General features: G+C 43.4%; 9 protein-coding genes. 4 read left to right on the forward strand and 5 right to left on the reverse strand.

Annotated features, from left to right (window positions below):
- Nucleotides 1-67 precede the first annotated feature (67 nt).
- The 5 genes from BMX50_RS16835 to BMX50_RS16855 all read right to left on the reverse strand — a co-directional run bounded on the left by BMX50_RS16835 (nt 68) and on the right by BMX50_RS16855 (nt 9,568).
- Nucleotides 68-2,926 (reverse strand): M16 family metallopeptidase, encoded by a 2,859-nt coding sequence (locus tag BMX50_RS16835; RefSeq protein ID WP_091211688.1) that lies wholly within the window; start codon nt 2,924-2,926, stop codon nt 68-70.
- Nucleotides 2,927-3,206: 280 nt separating this feature from the next.
- The gene (locus tag BMX50_RS34905) at nt 3,207-4,652 is read right to left on the reverse strand and encodes a TolC family protein (protein ID WP_244281015.1); all 1,446 of its coding nucleotides are present in this window, start codon (nt 4,650-4,652) and stop codon (nt 3,207-3,209) included.
- 12 nt (nt 4,653-4,664) lie between these two features.
- Complete coding sequence (locus BMX50_RS16845; protein WP_091211689.1) at nt 4,665-7,829, reverse strand: efflux RND transporter permease subunit; 3,165 nt, start codon at nt 7,827-7,829, stop codon at nt 4,665-4,667.
- 76 nt (nt 7,830-7,905) lie between these two features.
- Nucleotides 7,906-9,048, reverse strand: a complete 1,143-nt coding sequence (locus BMX50_RS16850; protein WP_091211690.1) for an efflux RND transporter periplasmic adaptor subunit — start codon at nt 9,046-9,048, stop codon at nt 7,906-7,908.
- Between the two features lie 118 nt (nt 9,049-9,166).
- Nucleotides 9,167-9,568 (reverse strand): hypothetical protein, encoded by a 402-nt coding sequence (locus BMX50_RS16855; RefSeq protein ID WP_091211691.1) that lies wholly within the window; start codon nt 9,566-9,568, stop codon nt 9,167-9,169.
- 249 nt (nt 9,569-9,817) lie between these two features.
- Between BMX50_RS16855 and BMX50_RS16860 the strand changes: the two genes are divergently transcribed.
- The 4 genes from BMX50_RS16860 (at nt 9,818) to BMX50_RS16875 (ending at nt 15,102) form a co-directional block, all read left to right on the forward strand.
- Nucleotides 9,818-11,431: a Na+/H+ antiporter gene (locus tag BMX50_RS16860; RefSeq protein ID WP_167667968.1), complete on the forward strand. Its 1,614-nt coding sequence runs from the start codon at nt 9,818-9,820 to the stop codon at nt 11,429-11,431.
- Nucleotides 11,432-11,744: 313 nt separating this feature from the next.
- A complete protein-coding gene (locus tag BMX50_RS16865; protein WP_208864730.1) occupies nt 11,745-13,088 on the forward strand; it encodes a deoxyguanosinetriphosphate triphosphohydrolase in 1,344 nt (447 codons plus the stop codon).
- 279 nt (nt 13,089-13,367) lie between these two features.
- Nucleotides 13,368-14,267, forward strand: a complete 900-nt coding sequence (locus BMX50_RS16870; protein WP_091211692.1) for a helix-turn-helix domain-containing protein — start codon at nt 13,368-13,370, stop codon at nt 14,265-14,267.
- Between the two features lie 247 nt (nt 14,268-14,514).
- Nucleotides 14,515-15,102 (forward strand): TetR/AcrR family transcriptional regulator, encoded by a 588-nt coding sequence (locus tag BMX50_RS16875; RefSeq protein ID WP_091211693.1) that lies wholly within the window; start codon nt 14,515-14,517, stop codon nt 15,100-15,102.
- Nucleotides 15,103-15,158 lie beyond the last annotated feature (56 nt).

A 15,158-nucleotide genomic window follows, 5' to 3' on the forward strand; every position in this document is an offset into this window, starting at 1 on the left:
TCAAAATGAAAAAGCCCTTATGTCGGTGCAGGCATAAGGACTTTTAATGAATTGATGTTATGTTAACTTATTGCTTTGGTTTGCCATCAGCATCAAGTTCGACAATGGGATACCCTAATTTTTGCAGGCCCGGGTAGATCCTGGCCTTATCGCCAACAACCAGTATAATCATGTTATCGGGATTAAGATATTTTGAAGCCAGGCTGTTAATTTCGGCAGGGGTTATAGTCGATAAGATCTTGTTTTGCTCGTCGACAAAAGTAGACTTAAGATCATACTCCTGTATGCGTGATAAAAACGCTGCTTTTTGTGCATTGGTTTCGTAACGGCGGGCATCACTTTGACCTATGGAGGTTTGTGTAAATTTTAACTCTTCGGGCGTGATGCCGGTTTTTTGATAGTTGGTGATCTCCTTTATAAACTCAACTACAGAGCTATCGGTTGCTGTAGCTAACACTCCGGCAGATGCTGTAAAGTCGCCGCCATATTTACCTGAGCTGAAAGATGAGCGTGCGCCGTAAGTCCAGCCTTTTTTCTCTCTAAGGTTAAGGTTAATATGACTGTTGAATGCGCCGCCTAAAATGTAGTTGGCAATATTCAGTTTGTAATAATCACCTGTAGGGGCGTAGTTAAGTTTGTCGAGATAACCAATACGGATCTCTGACTGTGCGGCACCCGGGATATCAACCAGGTACAGTGTGGTTTTATCAAATGTTTTGCCTTCAACAGGGGTGGGTACGGTTACCTTTTTATCTTTCCATGAGTTTAAGAAAGCAAGAGCGCTTTTTGCAGATGCTTCACTAACATCGCCCACCACAACAATTTTAGTTAATGACGGTGAAAAGTTTTTATCGTAATAATCCTGAACATCCTGTAAAGTTATACCAGCAATGGTTTCTTCATTGCCACCGGCAGCGTAAGTACGTACGTTATCTGTACCGTAAAGGATTTTGCTGTAAACAGTGCTGGCTACACCTGCAGGCTGAGTTTTGGCCTGTTTAAAGCCTTCCAACGTTTGTTTCTTGATCCTGTCGAGTGCATCCTGGGTGAATTTAGGATGATATAGCCTTTCTTCGAGCAGTGACATGGTTTTACCCAGGTTTTTGGTGAGTGAAGATACTTCAGCATCAATCTGATCTAAACTGGCGTAGAAAGTAATGCTGCTGCCCAGTTTATCCAGTTCGGAGTTAAAGTCTTCGGCAGTGTATTTCTGGGTTTCTTCATTCATCATACGGCCTACAATGCCCGCCAAACCCGCCTTTGACGGATCGTTGATGGCAAACAAGCCGCCACCTTTAATGGATATCGACATAGATACCGACGGGATCTCATTATTTTGCGTACCAATAATATTAATACCATTAGGTGTATTAGCCGACCAAATAGCCGGTACTTTAATAGCCGGGTTGGGGCCTACACCTGGTTTTACAGCACGGTCGAAACTATCTTTAGGTTTATGATAAGTTAAACCATTGTACCCATAGTCGGGTGCTTTGTAACCTGTTGTGTCAACAGTAAAGTTATCAGGTGCTACCGGCTGCAGGTTACCACCTTTAGGCAGCACACTCAATATAACTGCAGGTTTGCCTTTAATGTATTGGTTATAAACGCGCATAACATCCTCTTTAGTAACCGCACGGATGGCTGCCAACTCCCGACCGATCTGGTTAGGGTTACCGGTAAAGGTTTGTGCCTGTGCCAGCTCTGATACTTTACCGCTTACGCTCGATAAGCTGTTGATATAATCGGCTTCGGCAGTGGCTTTAAAACGGGCCAGGTCATCATCGCTCACACCTTTTTTCTCAAACTCGGTCAACGATTCATCTACCAGTTTTTTTGCATCAGCTAAAGTCTGACCAGGGAACGGAATAACCCGCATGCTGATCTCGCCGGCCAGTTCAGTATTTGATGAACCCATGGTAGCCTGCGCCGCCTTGCGGGTTTTTACAAAGTTTTTATAAAATATAGAATTACGACCCTGGCCAATAATGGCTGATAGCGCATCAAGCGGCGACATATCCTTGTCGTAGATTTTAACGCCAGGATAGCTCACGGACAATAATGGGAATTTAGCGTAGTTATCAGTATAGGATACATACCTGTCGGCTTTTAATACGGGTGCCGGTAACGACATGTTTTTAACCATAGGCCCCCTTGGGATGCCGCCAAAATATTTGCTAACCCAGGCTAAGGTTTGCTTAGGATTAAGATCACCGCCAATGGTAAGCGTGGCATTGTTAGGGCCATACCATCTCAGGAAAAAGTTTTTAAGATCATTTACACCTACTTTGTTTAACTCCTCGATGTAACCAATGGTAAGCCATGAATAGGGGTGACCGTATGGATAAAGTGTTTTGGAGGCATACTGCCCAACTAAACCATACGGACGGTTATCATAGTTTTGGCCGCGTTCGTTTTTTACGGTTGCACGCTGAACCTCAAATTTTTGCTGTGTAACGGCATCAAGCAGGAAACCCATCCTGTCAGATTCCAGCCAAAGCATTTTTTCCAGTTGATTGGCCGGTACGGTTTCGTAATAATTGGTGCGGTCGCGGTTGGTTGATCCGTTCAGGGTACCGCCTGCTTCTGTAATGATCTTGAAGTGATCGCCATTGGCTACATGGTCCGATCCCTGGAACATCATGTGCTCAAAAAAATGTGCGAAGCCAGATTTGCCGATCTCCTCACGGGCCGAACCTACGTGATAAGTGATATCAACGTGAACCAGAGGGTCGGAATGGTCTTCGGCCAAAATAACAGTAAGACCGTTGGGTAATACATATTTTTCGTAGGGGATCACCAGCTCAGTTCCCTTTCGGGTAACTTTTTCAATAAGCTTTGGCTGTGCGCCGGTTTGGGCAGCAGCATTAAGCGCCAGTACAGCAATTGATGGGGTGATCAATGCGTGCTTTAAAAGTTTGATCATTTGTGTTAATTGTTTAAGTAATAAGTCAGTCAGTAGATGCTTCCCTCAGCAAGCATCGAAAGCTACTATATTAAGCAATTTATACTACTGGTTAATATTGTTGCGATGTAATTTGATTTGTGTAACGGATTTGTGACGGGTGGGCGTGCCGCGAAACAGTGTTTCATAAAAAACGTCATTGCGAGGAACGAAGCAATCCCAAACTATACAGAGCCGCTCTGTAAATCGGGGATTGCTTCGTTCCTCGCAATGTCGTTTCTTTTTTTACTTATGGAAGTGTCTATCTCCAGCCACCACCTACAGCCTGGTATAAGTTAACCGAACTTAAAAATATATTACGTTTAATACCGGCCAGTTCAAGCTCGGCATCAAGTACGCTGCGTTGTGCTGTTATTATTTCAAGGTAATTAGCCCGCCCAACAAGATATAAGTCATTAGCTACCGATAAGGCATTATTTAATGATTGTAACTCCTGTTGTTTAAATTCAAAAGCACGGTTAAAATTCTCTATCCCGCTTAAATTGTTGTTCACTTCCTGAAATCCTGACAGGATACTTTTTTGATAATTGTACACTGCTATCTTTTGCTCGGCTATAGTTCGCTCATACTCGGCCTTGATGGCTTTGCGGTTAAAAATAGGAGCGGTAATGCCACCTAAAATACCATAAGTAAACGAAGCTGGGTCAAATAAAAGATTTGCCCTGAAACTGTTATAGCCAACATATGGAGTTAAAGTTAAAGTAGGGAAAAAGTTTGCCCTTGCCGCTTTAATATCGGCATTCATTGCTGTAAGCTCCAATTCAGCGCCACGGATATCAGGCCGGTTCAATAACATTTGCGACGGAACACCAGTACCTAATACCACCGGAAGCTTGGTTTTCATGATAGAAGTATCCCGTGTTACCGTCCCTGAATAGCTTCCGGTTAAAAAACGAAGCTGGTTCTCGGTTTCGGTGATTTGCTGGCGGGTGGTATACTCCAAGCCTTTAGTACGGGACAACTGGGCCTCAAACTGCTGTACAGCCAATTCAGTAGCACGGCCACCGAGTTTTTGGATTTTAACAATCTCCAGCGCGTGTTCCTGAAGTTTGATGTTCTTTTTAATGATGCCCTGTTCGGTATCATAAGCCAGCAACTGGTAATAAAGCCCCGCAATTTGGGCTGTAAGTGCTGTTGTAACCAAACGATAACCGCTTTGACTGGCCAGGAAGCGGGCAAAAGCGGCCTTTTTCTGGTTGCTCATCTTGCCCCAAAGGTCAACCTCCCATGAGCTTTGAAAACCCAGGAAATAGTTAGGCACCGGGTTGGGGATATGCTGATCGCTGTTGATGTTATTTGAAAAATTGGTATCGTAATTACCTACACCGTTTTGCGTGTAATCGCCATATTTTTCAACCCCGGCATTAGCTGCCAGATTTATGGTAGGTAAAAGCTTTGAAGAATTGAACCTAAGGTTAGCCCTTGCAGCCTCAACCCTTTGCAGGGCACTTAGCAGATCAGGGTTTGCTTTAAGGGCAGTGTCAATCAGGTTAACGAGCCTTTGATCGGCAAAAAACTGGCCGATAGGCAGGCTTGCAACCGTGGCTGTATCAGTATTATTATTAAATGTCGATGGTAAATTGGCAGCTACTTCCTGGCCCGTGACCGGCTTATAGCTCTTACAGCTGGCCATGGTCACCAGCAAAAGTGCCGTGTTAAGTATATAGAAATTTGCTTTTTTTAGCATTGCAGATCTTAATTAATTATTGACGATATCGAGCTCATGATGAGTTACTTCTGTGGTCGATTTGTTCTTTTTATTCCGTTCGGCTAAACCGGCGAAGATGACATATAAACCGGGGATAAGGATCAGTCCGAAAATAGTTCCCATCAGCATCCCACCTGCAGCGGCTGTACCGATAGAACGGTTGCCCATTGCACCCGCGCCGCTGGCCACGCAAAGCGGTATCAAACCGGCTATGAACGCCAGGGATGTCATCAATATCGGCCGCAAACGGGACACCGCGCCTTCAATAGCTGCTTTCAAAACGGTAAGTCCTTCTTTTTGCCTTTGGATAGCAAACTCAACTATCAGGATGGCATTTTTACCCAACAAGCCAATTAGCATCACCAGTGCTACCTGTGCGTAGATGTTATTTTCGAGCCCGGTGATCTTCAAAAAGAAGAATGCGCCGAAAATACCGGTAGGCAACGAGAGGATAACCGGAAGCGGCAATAGGAAACTTTCGTACTGGGCAGCCAGTAGCAGGTAAACGAATATCAAACAGATCACAAAAATGTAGATAGCCTGGTTGCCGGACAGGATCTGCTCGCGCGTCATGCCCGACCATTCAAAGGCGTAACCTTTCGGTAGTTTTTCGGCGGCGATACGTTCAATTGCCTTGATGGCGTCACCACTACTGAAACCTTTGTCGGCATCGCCTGTTACCATGGCCGATGTGTACATGTTGTAACGGGTAAGCTGCTCGGGGCCAAATACTTTCTCCATTTTTATGAACGTAGAAAATGGCACCATTTCGCCTTTATCATTCTTAACCTGCAGGTTTAAAACATCTTCCGGGCGCGACCTGTACTCGGGCGAGGCTTGTACCATCACCTTATACATTTGTCCGAACCTGATAAAATTGGATGCATAAAAACTACCCATCAACGTTTGAAGGGTCGACATGGCCTTATCAACAGTGATACCTTTCTGCGCGGCTGTTTGCTGATCAACAGAGATCATATACTGCGGAAAGTTAGGGTCGAAGCTGGTAAATGCACCTGCAATCTCTGGCGAGGCATTAAGTGCATCAACAAAGTTTTTGGTTACATCAGCAGCCTTTTGTAAATCGCCCTGGCCACTTCGGTCAAGTACCCGGATCTCGAAACCGCTGGCATTACCAAAACCCGGTACGGTAGGCGGAGGGAAAAACTGGATAGAGGCATCGCCGATATTCTTTGTTTTTGCAGTCAGTTCTGCAATGATATCATCCAATGATTCACTGCGTTCGTCCCATGGCTTAAGGTTGATCATGGCCATACCATATGAGGCACCGGCTATCTCATTCACCAAACTATAGCCCGAAAGCGTTGAAGCCGATTCGATAGATTTCATCGATTTGGTTTTGGCTTCAATCTCTTTCAAAACCTGTTCGGTACGTTCAACCGTTGCGCCGGCAGGTGTGGTTACGTTTACGTAAAGCATACCCTGATCTTCCGTAGGGATAAAACCCGTCGGCAAAATGGCGCTGGTACCCCAGGTAAGTAAAAAGAACCCTGCCAGCAATATCAAAGTAATACCCTTACGCGGCGACAGGTAAGTCATGAAGGTTGAATATCTGCCCTGTAACCTGTTGTATTTGTCATTAAAGCCACCAAAAAAGCGCTGCATTAGGCTTTTCTTTTTAGGCGCGTGGTTGTGCTTTAACATAATGGCACAAAGGGCAGGGGTGAGCGTTAATGCGTTTACACCCGATATCACAATGGAGATAGCCAGCGTAAGCGAAAACTGCCGGTAAAACACACCAACTGGTCCCGACATGAAGGCCACCGGCACAAACACTGCAGACATTACCAAGGTAATGGCTACAATCGCACCGCTGATCTCGCGCATGGCGCTTACAGTGGCATCCATAGCGTTCATGTGGTTTTCGGTCATTTTTACGTGTACCGCTTCAACTACCACAATCGCGTTATCAACCACAATACCGATAGCTAACACTAATGCAAAGAGCGTAAGCAGGTTAATGGAGAAGCCCAGCATCTGCATAAAAGCAAGCGAGCCAATAAGCGCGACGGGTACAGCCAGTGCCGGAATTAACGTTGACCTGAAATCCTGTAAGAAAATAAATACTACAATGAAAACCAGTATGAAAGCTTCAATCAGCGTACGTAATACTTCATGTATGGATGCATCTAAAAAGCGGGATACATCATAGTTTACGTTAAAGGTCATCCCGGCCGGGAAAGAGTTTTCTTTAAGCTCGGTCATACGGGTTTTGATGTTATTGATAACGTCGCGGGCATTTGAGCCGGGGCGTTGTTTTATCATGATTGATGCCGAAGGCTTGCCATCAGTATTGGATACCATACTGTAGGTTAACGATCCAAATTCAACATCAGCAATTTCTTTCAATCTTAATACCGAGCCATCTTCCTCGGCACGGATCACAATGTTTTCGTATTGCTTGGGCTCAAAAAATTTGCCCGGATAGCGCAATACATACTGCAGCATCTGCGGGGTTTTATCCGAACTTTGGCCGGTTTTACCCGGTGCAGCTTCAACGTTTTGCGCACGGATGGCATCTATTACCTCATCGGTTGATACCTTGTAGGCCATCATCCTGTCGGGTTTAAGCCATACCCGCATGGAGTATTCTTTAGCACCCATGATCTCGGCCCTGCCTACACCATCAATTCGTTTGAGCTCCTGTAAAACGTTGATATCGGTGAAGTTATAAATGAACTTCTCGTCCATGCTGGTGTCCTGGCTCATGATGTTCAGGTACATCAGCATACTGTTTACTTCTTTCTCTGTGGTAACACCGGCTTTAATAACTTCTTCCGGCATTTCGTCAATAATGGTAGCAACGCGGTTTTGAACGTTCACCGCGGCCTGGTCGGGGTCGATACCCACGTTAAAGTAAATCTGGATTACTGTTAAGCCGTCGTTACTACAAACGGTAGACATGTAGGTCATGCCCGGAACGCCGTTGATAGCGCGCTCCAGGGGAGTAGCCACGGCTTTGGCACACACCTCGGCGTTGGCGCCGGTGTAATTAGCGGTAACAGTTACCGATGGTGGCACGATATCCGGGAACTGGGTAACGGGCAGTGTTATCAACGCCAGCACACCCAGCATGGTAATTATCAATGAGATAACAAGCGACAGCACTGGCCGCTTTATAAAAGTTTCGAACATAGTTTGTTAGGGTAAGTGTACAATAAACCTGTGCCACGCGTTTACGCGGCCTGGAAATGGAAACATGGGCAATTGATTACTTCATTGCCAGTAATGAATCTTTTGCCATTTTCCGTGGTTTGATGATCATACCGTCACGTACGTTCTGTGCTCCCTGAAACAAGATCCTGTCGCCAGCCTTCAAGCCGTCTTTTACAATGTAATAGGTTGAAAAACGGGTTTGCGGCAAAAATGCCTGCATGTGCAGTTTATTGTTCTTGTCAACTATGTATACGTAACTTTTATCCTGGATATCAAATACCGATTGCTGAGGCACCATGATCACGCTATCAGCTTTAGTTGAGATGTAAAGTTTACCGGTAGCGCCATGCCTTAACAGCTTGTTCGGATTGGGGAACTTTGCCCTGAAGTTGATCGAGCCTGTTTTCTGCTCAATTTCGGCTTCTACAGTTTCTATTTCGCCCTGGTAGGGGAAGTCAAGCCCATCGGCTAACACCAGCTTAACCTTATCGCTTGTTTGGCCCGGTGCCGATTCTTTTTTACGGATGTATTGCAGGTATTCATTTTCGGGAAAACTGAAATAAGCATACATCGAGCTGATATCCGAAAGGCTGGTAAGCAATGTGCCCTCATCAATTAAACTGCCCGATTTAAGCGGAATCCTGTCTATGATGCCATCAAACGGCGCACGGATGTAAGTATAGGCCAATTGGTCTTCGGCGCTTTGCACCATGGACCGGGCTTCTTCAATCGTTGCCTTGTCGGCATTCATTTTTGATTCGGCAACTTCAAGTTCTGATTTGGAAATTACTTTCTTGTCAACCAGTAGTTTAACCCTTGTTACTTCAAGTTCTGTTGCCTTGGCATCGGCCATGGCATTGCTTAGTGCAGCCTTCGCTTTTGACAGGTTTACTTTAAATTCCTGGTCGTTAAGTTTAAACAGAAGCTGTCCTTTTTTAACCTGTTTGCCTTCGTCGATATATATTTTTTCGAGGAAGCCGCGAACACGTGAGCGGATCTCAATATTTTTTTGCGCCTGGATATCGGCAACATATGATTTTTGAAGAACTGTATCTCTTGTATTTAAAGTAAGCACAGGTAGCTGAAGGGTATCTGAAGCAGCAGTTTCGCTGCTGGTTTTAGCTTTTGAAGAGCAGCCCGTGACAAATATACCGGCAACTATGGCCAGTAAGGGCATATAAATAATTAACCTTTTCATTTTTTTCCGAATGGGGGTAATAGGCAAAGCAGTGCATATCACGTACTGTTAGCCAATGTTAAATTTGATTGTTTAAAACAGGGATTTGCCGCGAAGGGCATTTGAGACGGAAAAAGGATCAGAACGGACTGAGCCTGAAGAGGAAATTATAATATGCAGGCAAAAAGCCCTTAATGGATTTATTCTGGTTGTGTTGTTTTGCAACTATTGATATAACATCGGCCAGTAAAAGCTGTTGGCCTGGCAATAATGCCGACGAGTAGTTTACCCTGCTGGGTAAAAAGCGGATAACGTTACGGGTATGGGCTGCTTCGTTGCCATCAGAATCAGGTGAATCATCCTGTACTTCCTGCTGCTGAATTTGGCCGATAATCCTTTGATGGGTAAGGGAAATTAAATCGGCAGACCGGCCTGATTTTTTGTAGTGCGTTAAAATTGATTCGGCGTTAGCAGGGGCTACAGCTAATGCAAGCTGGAAAAAAAATAATGCAAAGAATATTTTTTTTATCGTCGACGCCATGATTGCGAAATTACCAAAATTTTTGAAGCTATTGAAATGAGTTTGTATTTTTTTTGATATAAAACGATTTTATTTTTATTTTTTATCCCTGTTTGTTAGGATTTTATCGTTTTAAAATTCATTTTTTACTTCAGTTACTTTTTTGGATGTTTCTTTAACAGATAAAACGAGTATTTGTTCATGATTTTTGAATATCGCCTAAAAAATGCGAGCTGAACATTACTCAACCAATAATTGTATTTTAGCTACATGCTGCATCACATCATTATTCAATGTACCTGCCTTTTAGTAGTTATCCTTTTTGTGGTAATGTTGGGGCAAAAAATAAAAATAGCTTATCCTATATTACTTGTTTTGGTTGGCCTGCCGCTTGGCTTTGTCCCTTTTTTAAAGGGCATCGAAATTCAGCCCGACCTGATCTTTGTGATTTTTCTGCCTCCCTTACTCTATGAATCGGCCTGGAACACGTCATGGAAGGATTTCTGGAAATGGCGCAGGATAATATCAAGCTTTGCATTTTTGATAGTTATTTTAACATCATGTTTGATAGCCTTTGTATCAAATAGCCTCATCGCAGGGTTTACGTTACCCCTTGGCTTTTTGCTCGGGGGGATAATTTCACCGCCTGATGCTGTATCGGCCAGTAATATTCTGAAAAACGTTAAGGTTCCTAAACGATTTGTAGCCATTGTTGAAGGTGAAAGCCTCATGAATGATGCTTCGAGTTTGGTGATCTTCAGGTTTGCATTGGCCGCTGTGCTTACCGGTAAATTTGCTTTTGGTCAGGCAGCCTTAAGCTTTGTTTTAGTGATAGTAATGGGTATAGTGATCGGTTTAGCCGTTGCCTTAGTTTTTTATACTATACACAGATGGCTGCCAACAACCGCTAATATTGATATTATCCTCACGTTTATAACACCGTATGTGATGTATATGGCCGCAGAGGAGTTTCACTTTTCGGGTGTGCTGGCTGTAGTGAGCGGCGGCTTATTCCTTTCATCGCAACGGCAGGTGATATTAAGCTATCGCAGCAGGTTGCAGGGTATAAATGTTTGGGAGACAGTAGCTTTTGTTTTAAATGGTTTTGTGTTTATACTGATAGGTTTGGAGTTTCCGGTAATTATAAAAGCACTCGGTCCTGACGGACTTAAACCTGCAATAAACTATAGCCTGATCATAACAGGTGTATTAATAGTGGCCCGCTTGGCAAGTACTTACGGCGCTACAATATTTACGGTTTTTATTAGTCGGTACATCACTACGGCCGATCCAAGCCCAGGCTGGAAAGGGCCGTTATTGCTCGGCTGGACGGGTATGCGTGGTGTGGTTTCGCTTGCCGCGGCGCTGAGTATCCCTGAGCTTTTACCTTCCGGTGCAGCCTTTCCTCAACGTAATCTTATCCTGTTTATCACATTTGTTGTTATCATATTTACGTTGGTTGTTCAGGGACTTACTTTGCCCATATTGGTAAAACTTGTAAACCTGCCCGATCGTGATTATGTTGGTTCACATGAACAGCAAAAGCAATTGGTTAGGAAGAAGTTATCGAAATTAGCCTTGCAAATACTTGACGATAAATATGCAGATAGGTTAGCTGGTAATGATATGGTCAAAGCATTTAGGCTAAGGCTGAATGCTGATATGGAACTGCTGAAAGATTGGGAACAGGACAATATTGAGCAACGTGCTGATGCGTTTTACCATGATTATCGCATGATTTTAAATGATGTTATGACGCAACAGCGGGAGTTGTTGTTAACCCTAAACAAAAAAGAAAACATTAGCGATGATATTGTAAAGCAGCAATTAGACCTGCTGGATCTGGAAGAGGAAAAATTCCGGCAGCATTTTGAGGTGGTATAGGTTTAGGAAATCACTTTTAGAACGAGGCTCCATCCGGAGCCCACGAACTGACTTGCGTTTAGCTATAAACACGCAACTCCGCTGGAGTTCTGAGCAGCACTTATTTTATAAACACGGCACCCGGCGGGGGGAACTATCACTTTAATAACTCCGTCAGGAGTATCGTGTTTATAGCAGAAGTAACAGCAACTAACGGCTCCATAGGAGCCTCGTATCCTCTGCCTATTTCAAAGCGATTTTTCCGCCATGCAAAGGCGGGTATTTCTTTCGGGTATAATGGCTACTTTTGCCGCTCTATACACATCATACTATAATGAACTGGGATCAACTATTATCGGCAAAACGCTGGGGTTACGAGGATAAATATATTGCAAACCATATCGATGCACGATCGGAATTTCAGAAAGATTACGACAGGATAATTTTTTCGTCGCCATTCAGGAGATTGCAAAACAAAACCCAGGTTTTCCCACTACCGGGGAGTGTTTTTGTACATAACCGCCTTACTCATAGTTTAGAGGTTGCCAGTGTAGGGCGTTCATTAGGCCGCATGCATTTTAACAGGATGCTTAAGGAAGATCCCGAAGTAGAAAAGAAGTATCCGCTTATCAGCGAGATCGGTAATATGATAGCGGCAGCTTGTTTGGCCCATGATTTGGGTAACCCCGCTTTCGGCCATTCGGGCGAATCGGCCATCTCGCACTATTTTGCAGAAGGCGATGGCAAGGGTTATAAGGATACTGTTACTCCACAGCAATGGGAAGATCTGACGCATTTTGAAGGTAATGCCAATGCTTTAAGATTATTAACGCATCCGTTTGCCGGTAAAGGGCGGGGGAGTTTGGCATTAACCTATTCAACCATAGCTTCTATTGCAAAATATCCATGTTCATCTGTAGCCGGACATAAAAAAGGGGTTATCTATCGTAAGAAGTACGGGTTCTTCTCTTCCGAACAACAGGATTTTGAAAAGATAGCCCAAGATTTGGGTTTGATCAGGGTAGAAGGTGATGAACTTATTTACAAAAGGCACCCTTTGGTATATCTTGTTGAGGCTGCCGATGATATTTGCTACAACGTTGTTGATCTGGAAGATGCCCATCGGCTTAAAATACTTTCGTATGAGGAAGTGAAAGCATTGCTGATGCCATTATGTACTATTCCCAGGATGGAAGAGCGATTGGAAGAGTTTGATGATACAGATGCTAAAGTGGGCTATTTGAGGGCAATAGCAATAAATACTTTGGTAAATCAATGTTCAAACCTGTTTTATGACAAACAGGAAGAGATTATGAATGGCGATTTTAATTCGGCGCTAATGGACGCGATTGAAGAACCGCTCAGGACTGCGATGAAAGCGATCGAAAAAGTATCTGTAAAAAAGATCTACAACTATAGCTCGGTAGTGCAGAAGGAAGTTGCCGGTTATAAAGTAATGGGCGGTTTATTGGAAGAGTTTGTTCCGGCTTATTTAAAAAACAATTCAAAATACCACGAGAAACTGATCGAACTGATCCCCAAACAATTTTTAACCAAGGCGGAAGACGATTATTCAAAGATCCAAACCATCCTTGATTTTGTTTCCGGAATGACCGATCTGTATGCCGTTGAATTGTTCAGGAAAATTAAAGGGATTTCGTTCCCGTCAATGAGCTGATAAACTGGAAAAACGAGCGTCATTGCTTACTATGGCATAATTAAAACGGTGTCATGCTGAGCCTGTCGAAGCATGGCGGGTAGGGCCTCTGCGCGCGACCCTTCGACGAGCTCAGGGTGACAGGCCTTCCGTGTTAACTTCATTTCGTTTTCAGAGGTCGCGGATTTTCTAACTCGCAATGGCGCTTCTTTTATTTAATACATTTTTATAAAACGTTTGAATGCCGCACGTTATTCAATTTAATTCGCAAAATTAGCGCAGGAGCGTTATAATTGCTTTATGCCAAAAGAGATCCTGCCTGTAAAGACGCATACCATGGAGCAATTACTTGCTCCGCTTGGCATTACAAGTCAGCATAAGGGTTTGTATGTAACCTCGTTTAATCCAAGCGATGTCGAAGTGCCAATTCTGTACCCTTTCAGGTCAGATCATTTTTCTTTTACGCTGGTTCATGAAGGCAATTTTTCCATCAATGTAGGTCTACTGGAGTATAATGTAAAAAAGGACAATATACTGCTCATTGCGCCTAATACCGTTCGCCAGTTTCTTAATGTTTCGCCGGATTGCAGACTTACCTCGGTCATATTTACCTCGGCTTATTTATCAGCTACCAGTATCCACACCAAAAATGTTGAGGCATTTGATTTTTTGTCGTCGCAGGTTAGCCCCTTGTTGGTTACCGGTGAAAAGTCTATGGCTCCGCTTACAGCAATCCTTGATATCATTGAAAGTAAAATAGACATCTGCGACGAGCTTGCTTTTCAGGATGAAGTACTACTAAACCTTTTCACCGGTTTTATTTATGAGGTAAGTGCCTTATATAAGAAGCAGGAAAAATTAGGAGAGATAAAAGGTACGCGTAAGGAGGAATTAACTTTTCGTTTCCTGAAGATTCTTCCGCAGTATTTCAAGGAAGAAAGAAGCGTACAGGCCTACGCGGCTATGTTGAACATTACTCCTAAATACCTTTCCCAAACTGTAAAAGAGGTAACTGGTAAAACAGCAGGTGAGTTTATTGACGAAATAGTGATCATGGAAGCAAAGGTTGCCTTAAATGATCCGGCATTAACCATAGCCCAGGTGGCGGCGTATCTCAACTTTGCCGATCAGTTCTTTTTTAGTAAGTTTTTCAAAAAACAATGCGGTATCAGTCCCAGTAAATACCGCCAAACCCCTTAATAAATACCATCCATTTTATTTGGATAGGTGCTGTTGTAATTTTAATTACAAAGCGATAGTATCGTTGTAATAGTATAATCAAAATTACTATTCTATTACAATGTTTTTAACAAAAACGACTTTTTGACATATTGCACCATCCTTTAAACATTCTGCAAAAACGATAATTGAACCAATTTTGCCCCGTCATCAGGTTTATGATGCGGCCGGGCGTAATAGTGTGCCCGGTTAAATACCAGGTTTGTTTATGCCGATAAGGGATACAGGTGCCGAACAATTAATAAAAGACACCGCCAAGCACATATTTTTTGCCGAGGGCCGGCTCCACGCAAATACCCAGGATATTGCCGATGCCGCCGGGGTAAGTAGAACGTTGTTAAATTACTATTTCCGCACCAAGGATGTTTTAATTGAGCAGGTATTTAAGGAAGCTATGCTTGCTTTAACTACCCGCCTTGATGCTGTTATGGCATCAGACCTTCCATTCAAAAAGAAGATTGAAAATTTTATCGACCTGTTTTTAACTGAGTCCAACACTTATCCTTACCAGGAAACTTTCCTGATCACCGAGATCAACTCAAATGCCTGTAAATATACGGACGAAATTAAGCCGCATCATATCAGCATGTTTCTTGAACAGATCAACGCAGAAATGGAAGCCGGGAATATCGAACCTATGAACCCGATCCACTTCGTGTTAAACCTGTTTTCGCTGATGTCATATCCACTTATCATGAGCCCCATTTACAAAAAAGCTTTCGACTTAAGTAATGAGAGTTATGCCTGCCTCATCAACGAACGAAAGAAGATGATCTGTAAAATGATTTTCCACTAAAAAATTTACCCCGTTATTAACGCATTTGTCAAACAGAATAATTAACACCCACATAC

This window comes from Mucilaginibacter gossypiicola, assembly GCF_900110105.1.
Classification (GTDB): domain Bacteria; phylum Bacteroidota; class Bacteroidia; order Sphingobacteriales; family Sphingobacteriaceae; genus Mucilaginibacter; species Mucilaginibacter gossypiicola.

What these genes read in the sequence shown, in the direction of transcription:
- BMX50_RS16875 (WP_091211693.1), top strand. Translation starts at nt 14,515, where the DNA reads ATGCCGATAAGGGATACAGGTGCCGAACAATTAATAAAAGACACCGCC.
- BMX50_RS16860 (WP_167667968.1), top strand. Translation starts at nt 9,818, where the DNA reads ATGCTGCATCACATCATTATTCAATGTACCTGCCTTTTAGTAGTTATC.
- BMX50_RS16835 (WP_091211688.1), bottom strand. Translation starts at nt 2,926, where the DNA reads ATGATCAAACTTTTAAAGCACGCATTGATCACCCCATCAATTGCTGTA.
- BMX50_RS16855 (WP_091211691.1), bottom strand. Translation starts at nt 9,568, where the DNA reads ATGGCGTCGACGATAAAAAAAATATTCTTTGCATTATTTTTTTTCCAG.
- BMX50_RS34905 (WP_244281015.1), bottom strand. Translation starts at nt 4,652, where the DNA reads ATGCTAAAAAAAGCAAATTTCTATATACTTAACACGGCACTTTTGCTG.
- BMX50_RS16850 (WP_091211690.1), bottom strand. Translation starts at nt 9,048, where the DNA reads ATGAAAAGGTTAATTATTTATATGCCCTTACTGGCCATAGTTGCCGGT.
- BMX50_RS16865 (WP_208864730.1), top strand. Translation starts at nt 11,745, where the DNA reads ATGAACTGGGATCAACTATTATCGGCAAAACGCTGGGGTTACGAGGAT.
- BMX50_RS16845 (WP_091211689.1), bottom strand. Translation starts at nt 7,829, where the DNA reads ATGTTCGAAACTTTTATAAAGCGGCCAGTGCTGTCGCTTGTTATCTCA.
- BMX50_RS16870 (WP_091211692.1), top strand. Translation starts at nt 13,368, where the DNA reads ATGCCAAAAGAGATCCTGCCTGTAAAGACGCATACCATGGAGCAATTA.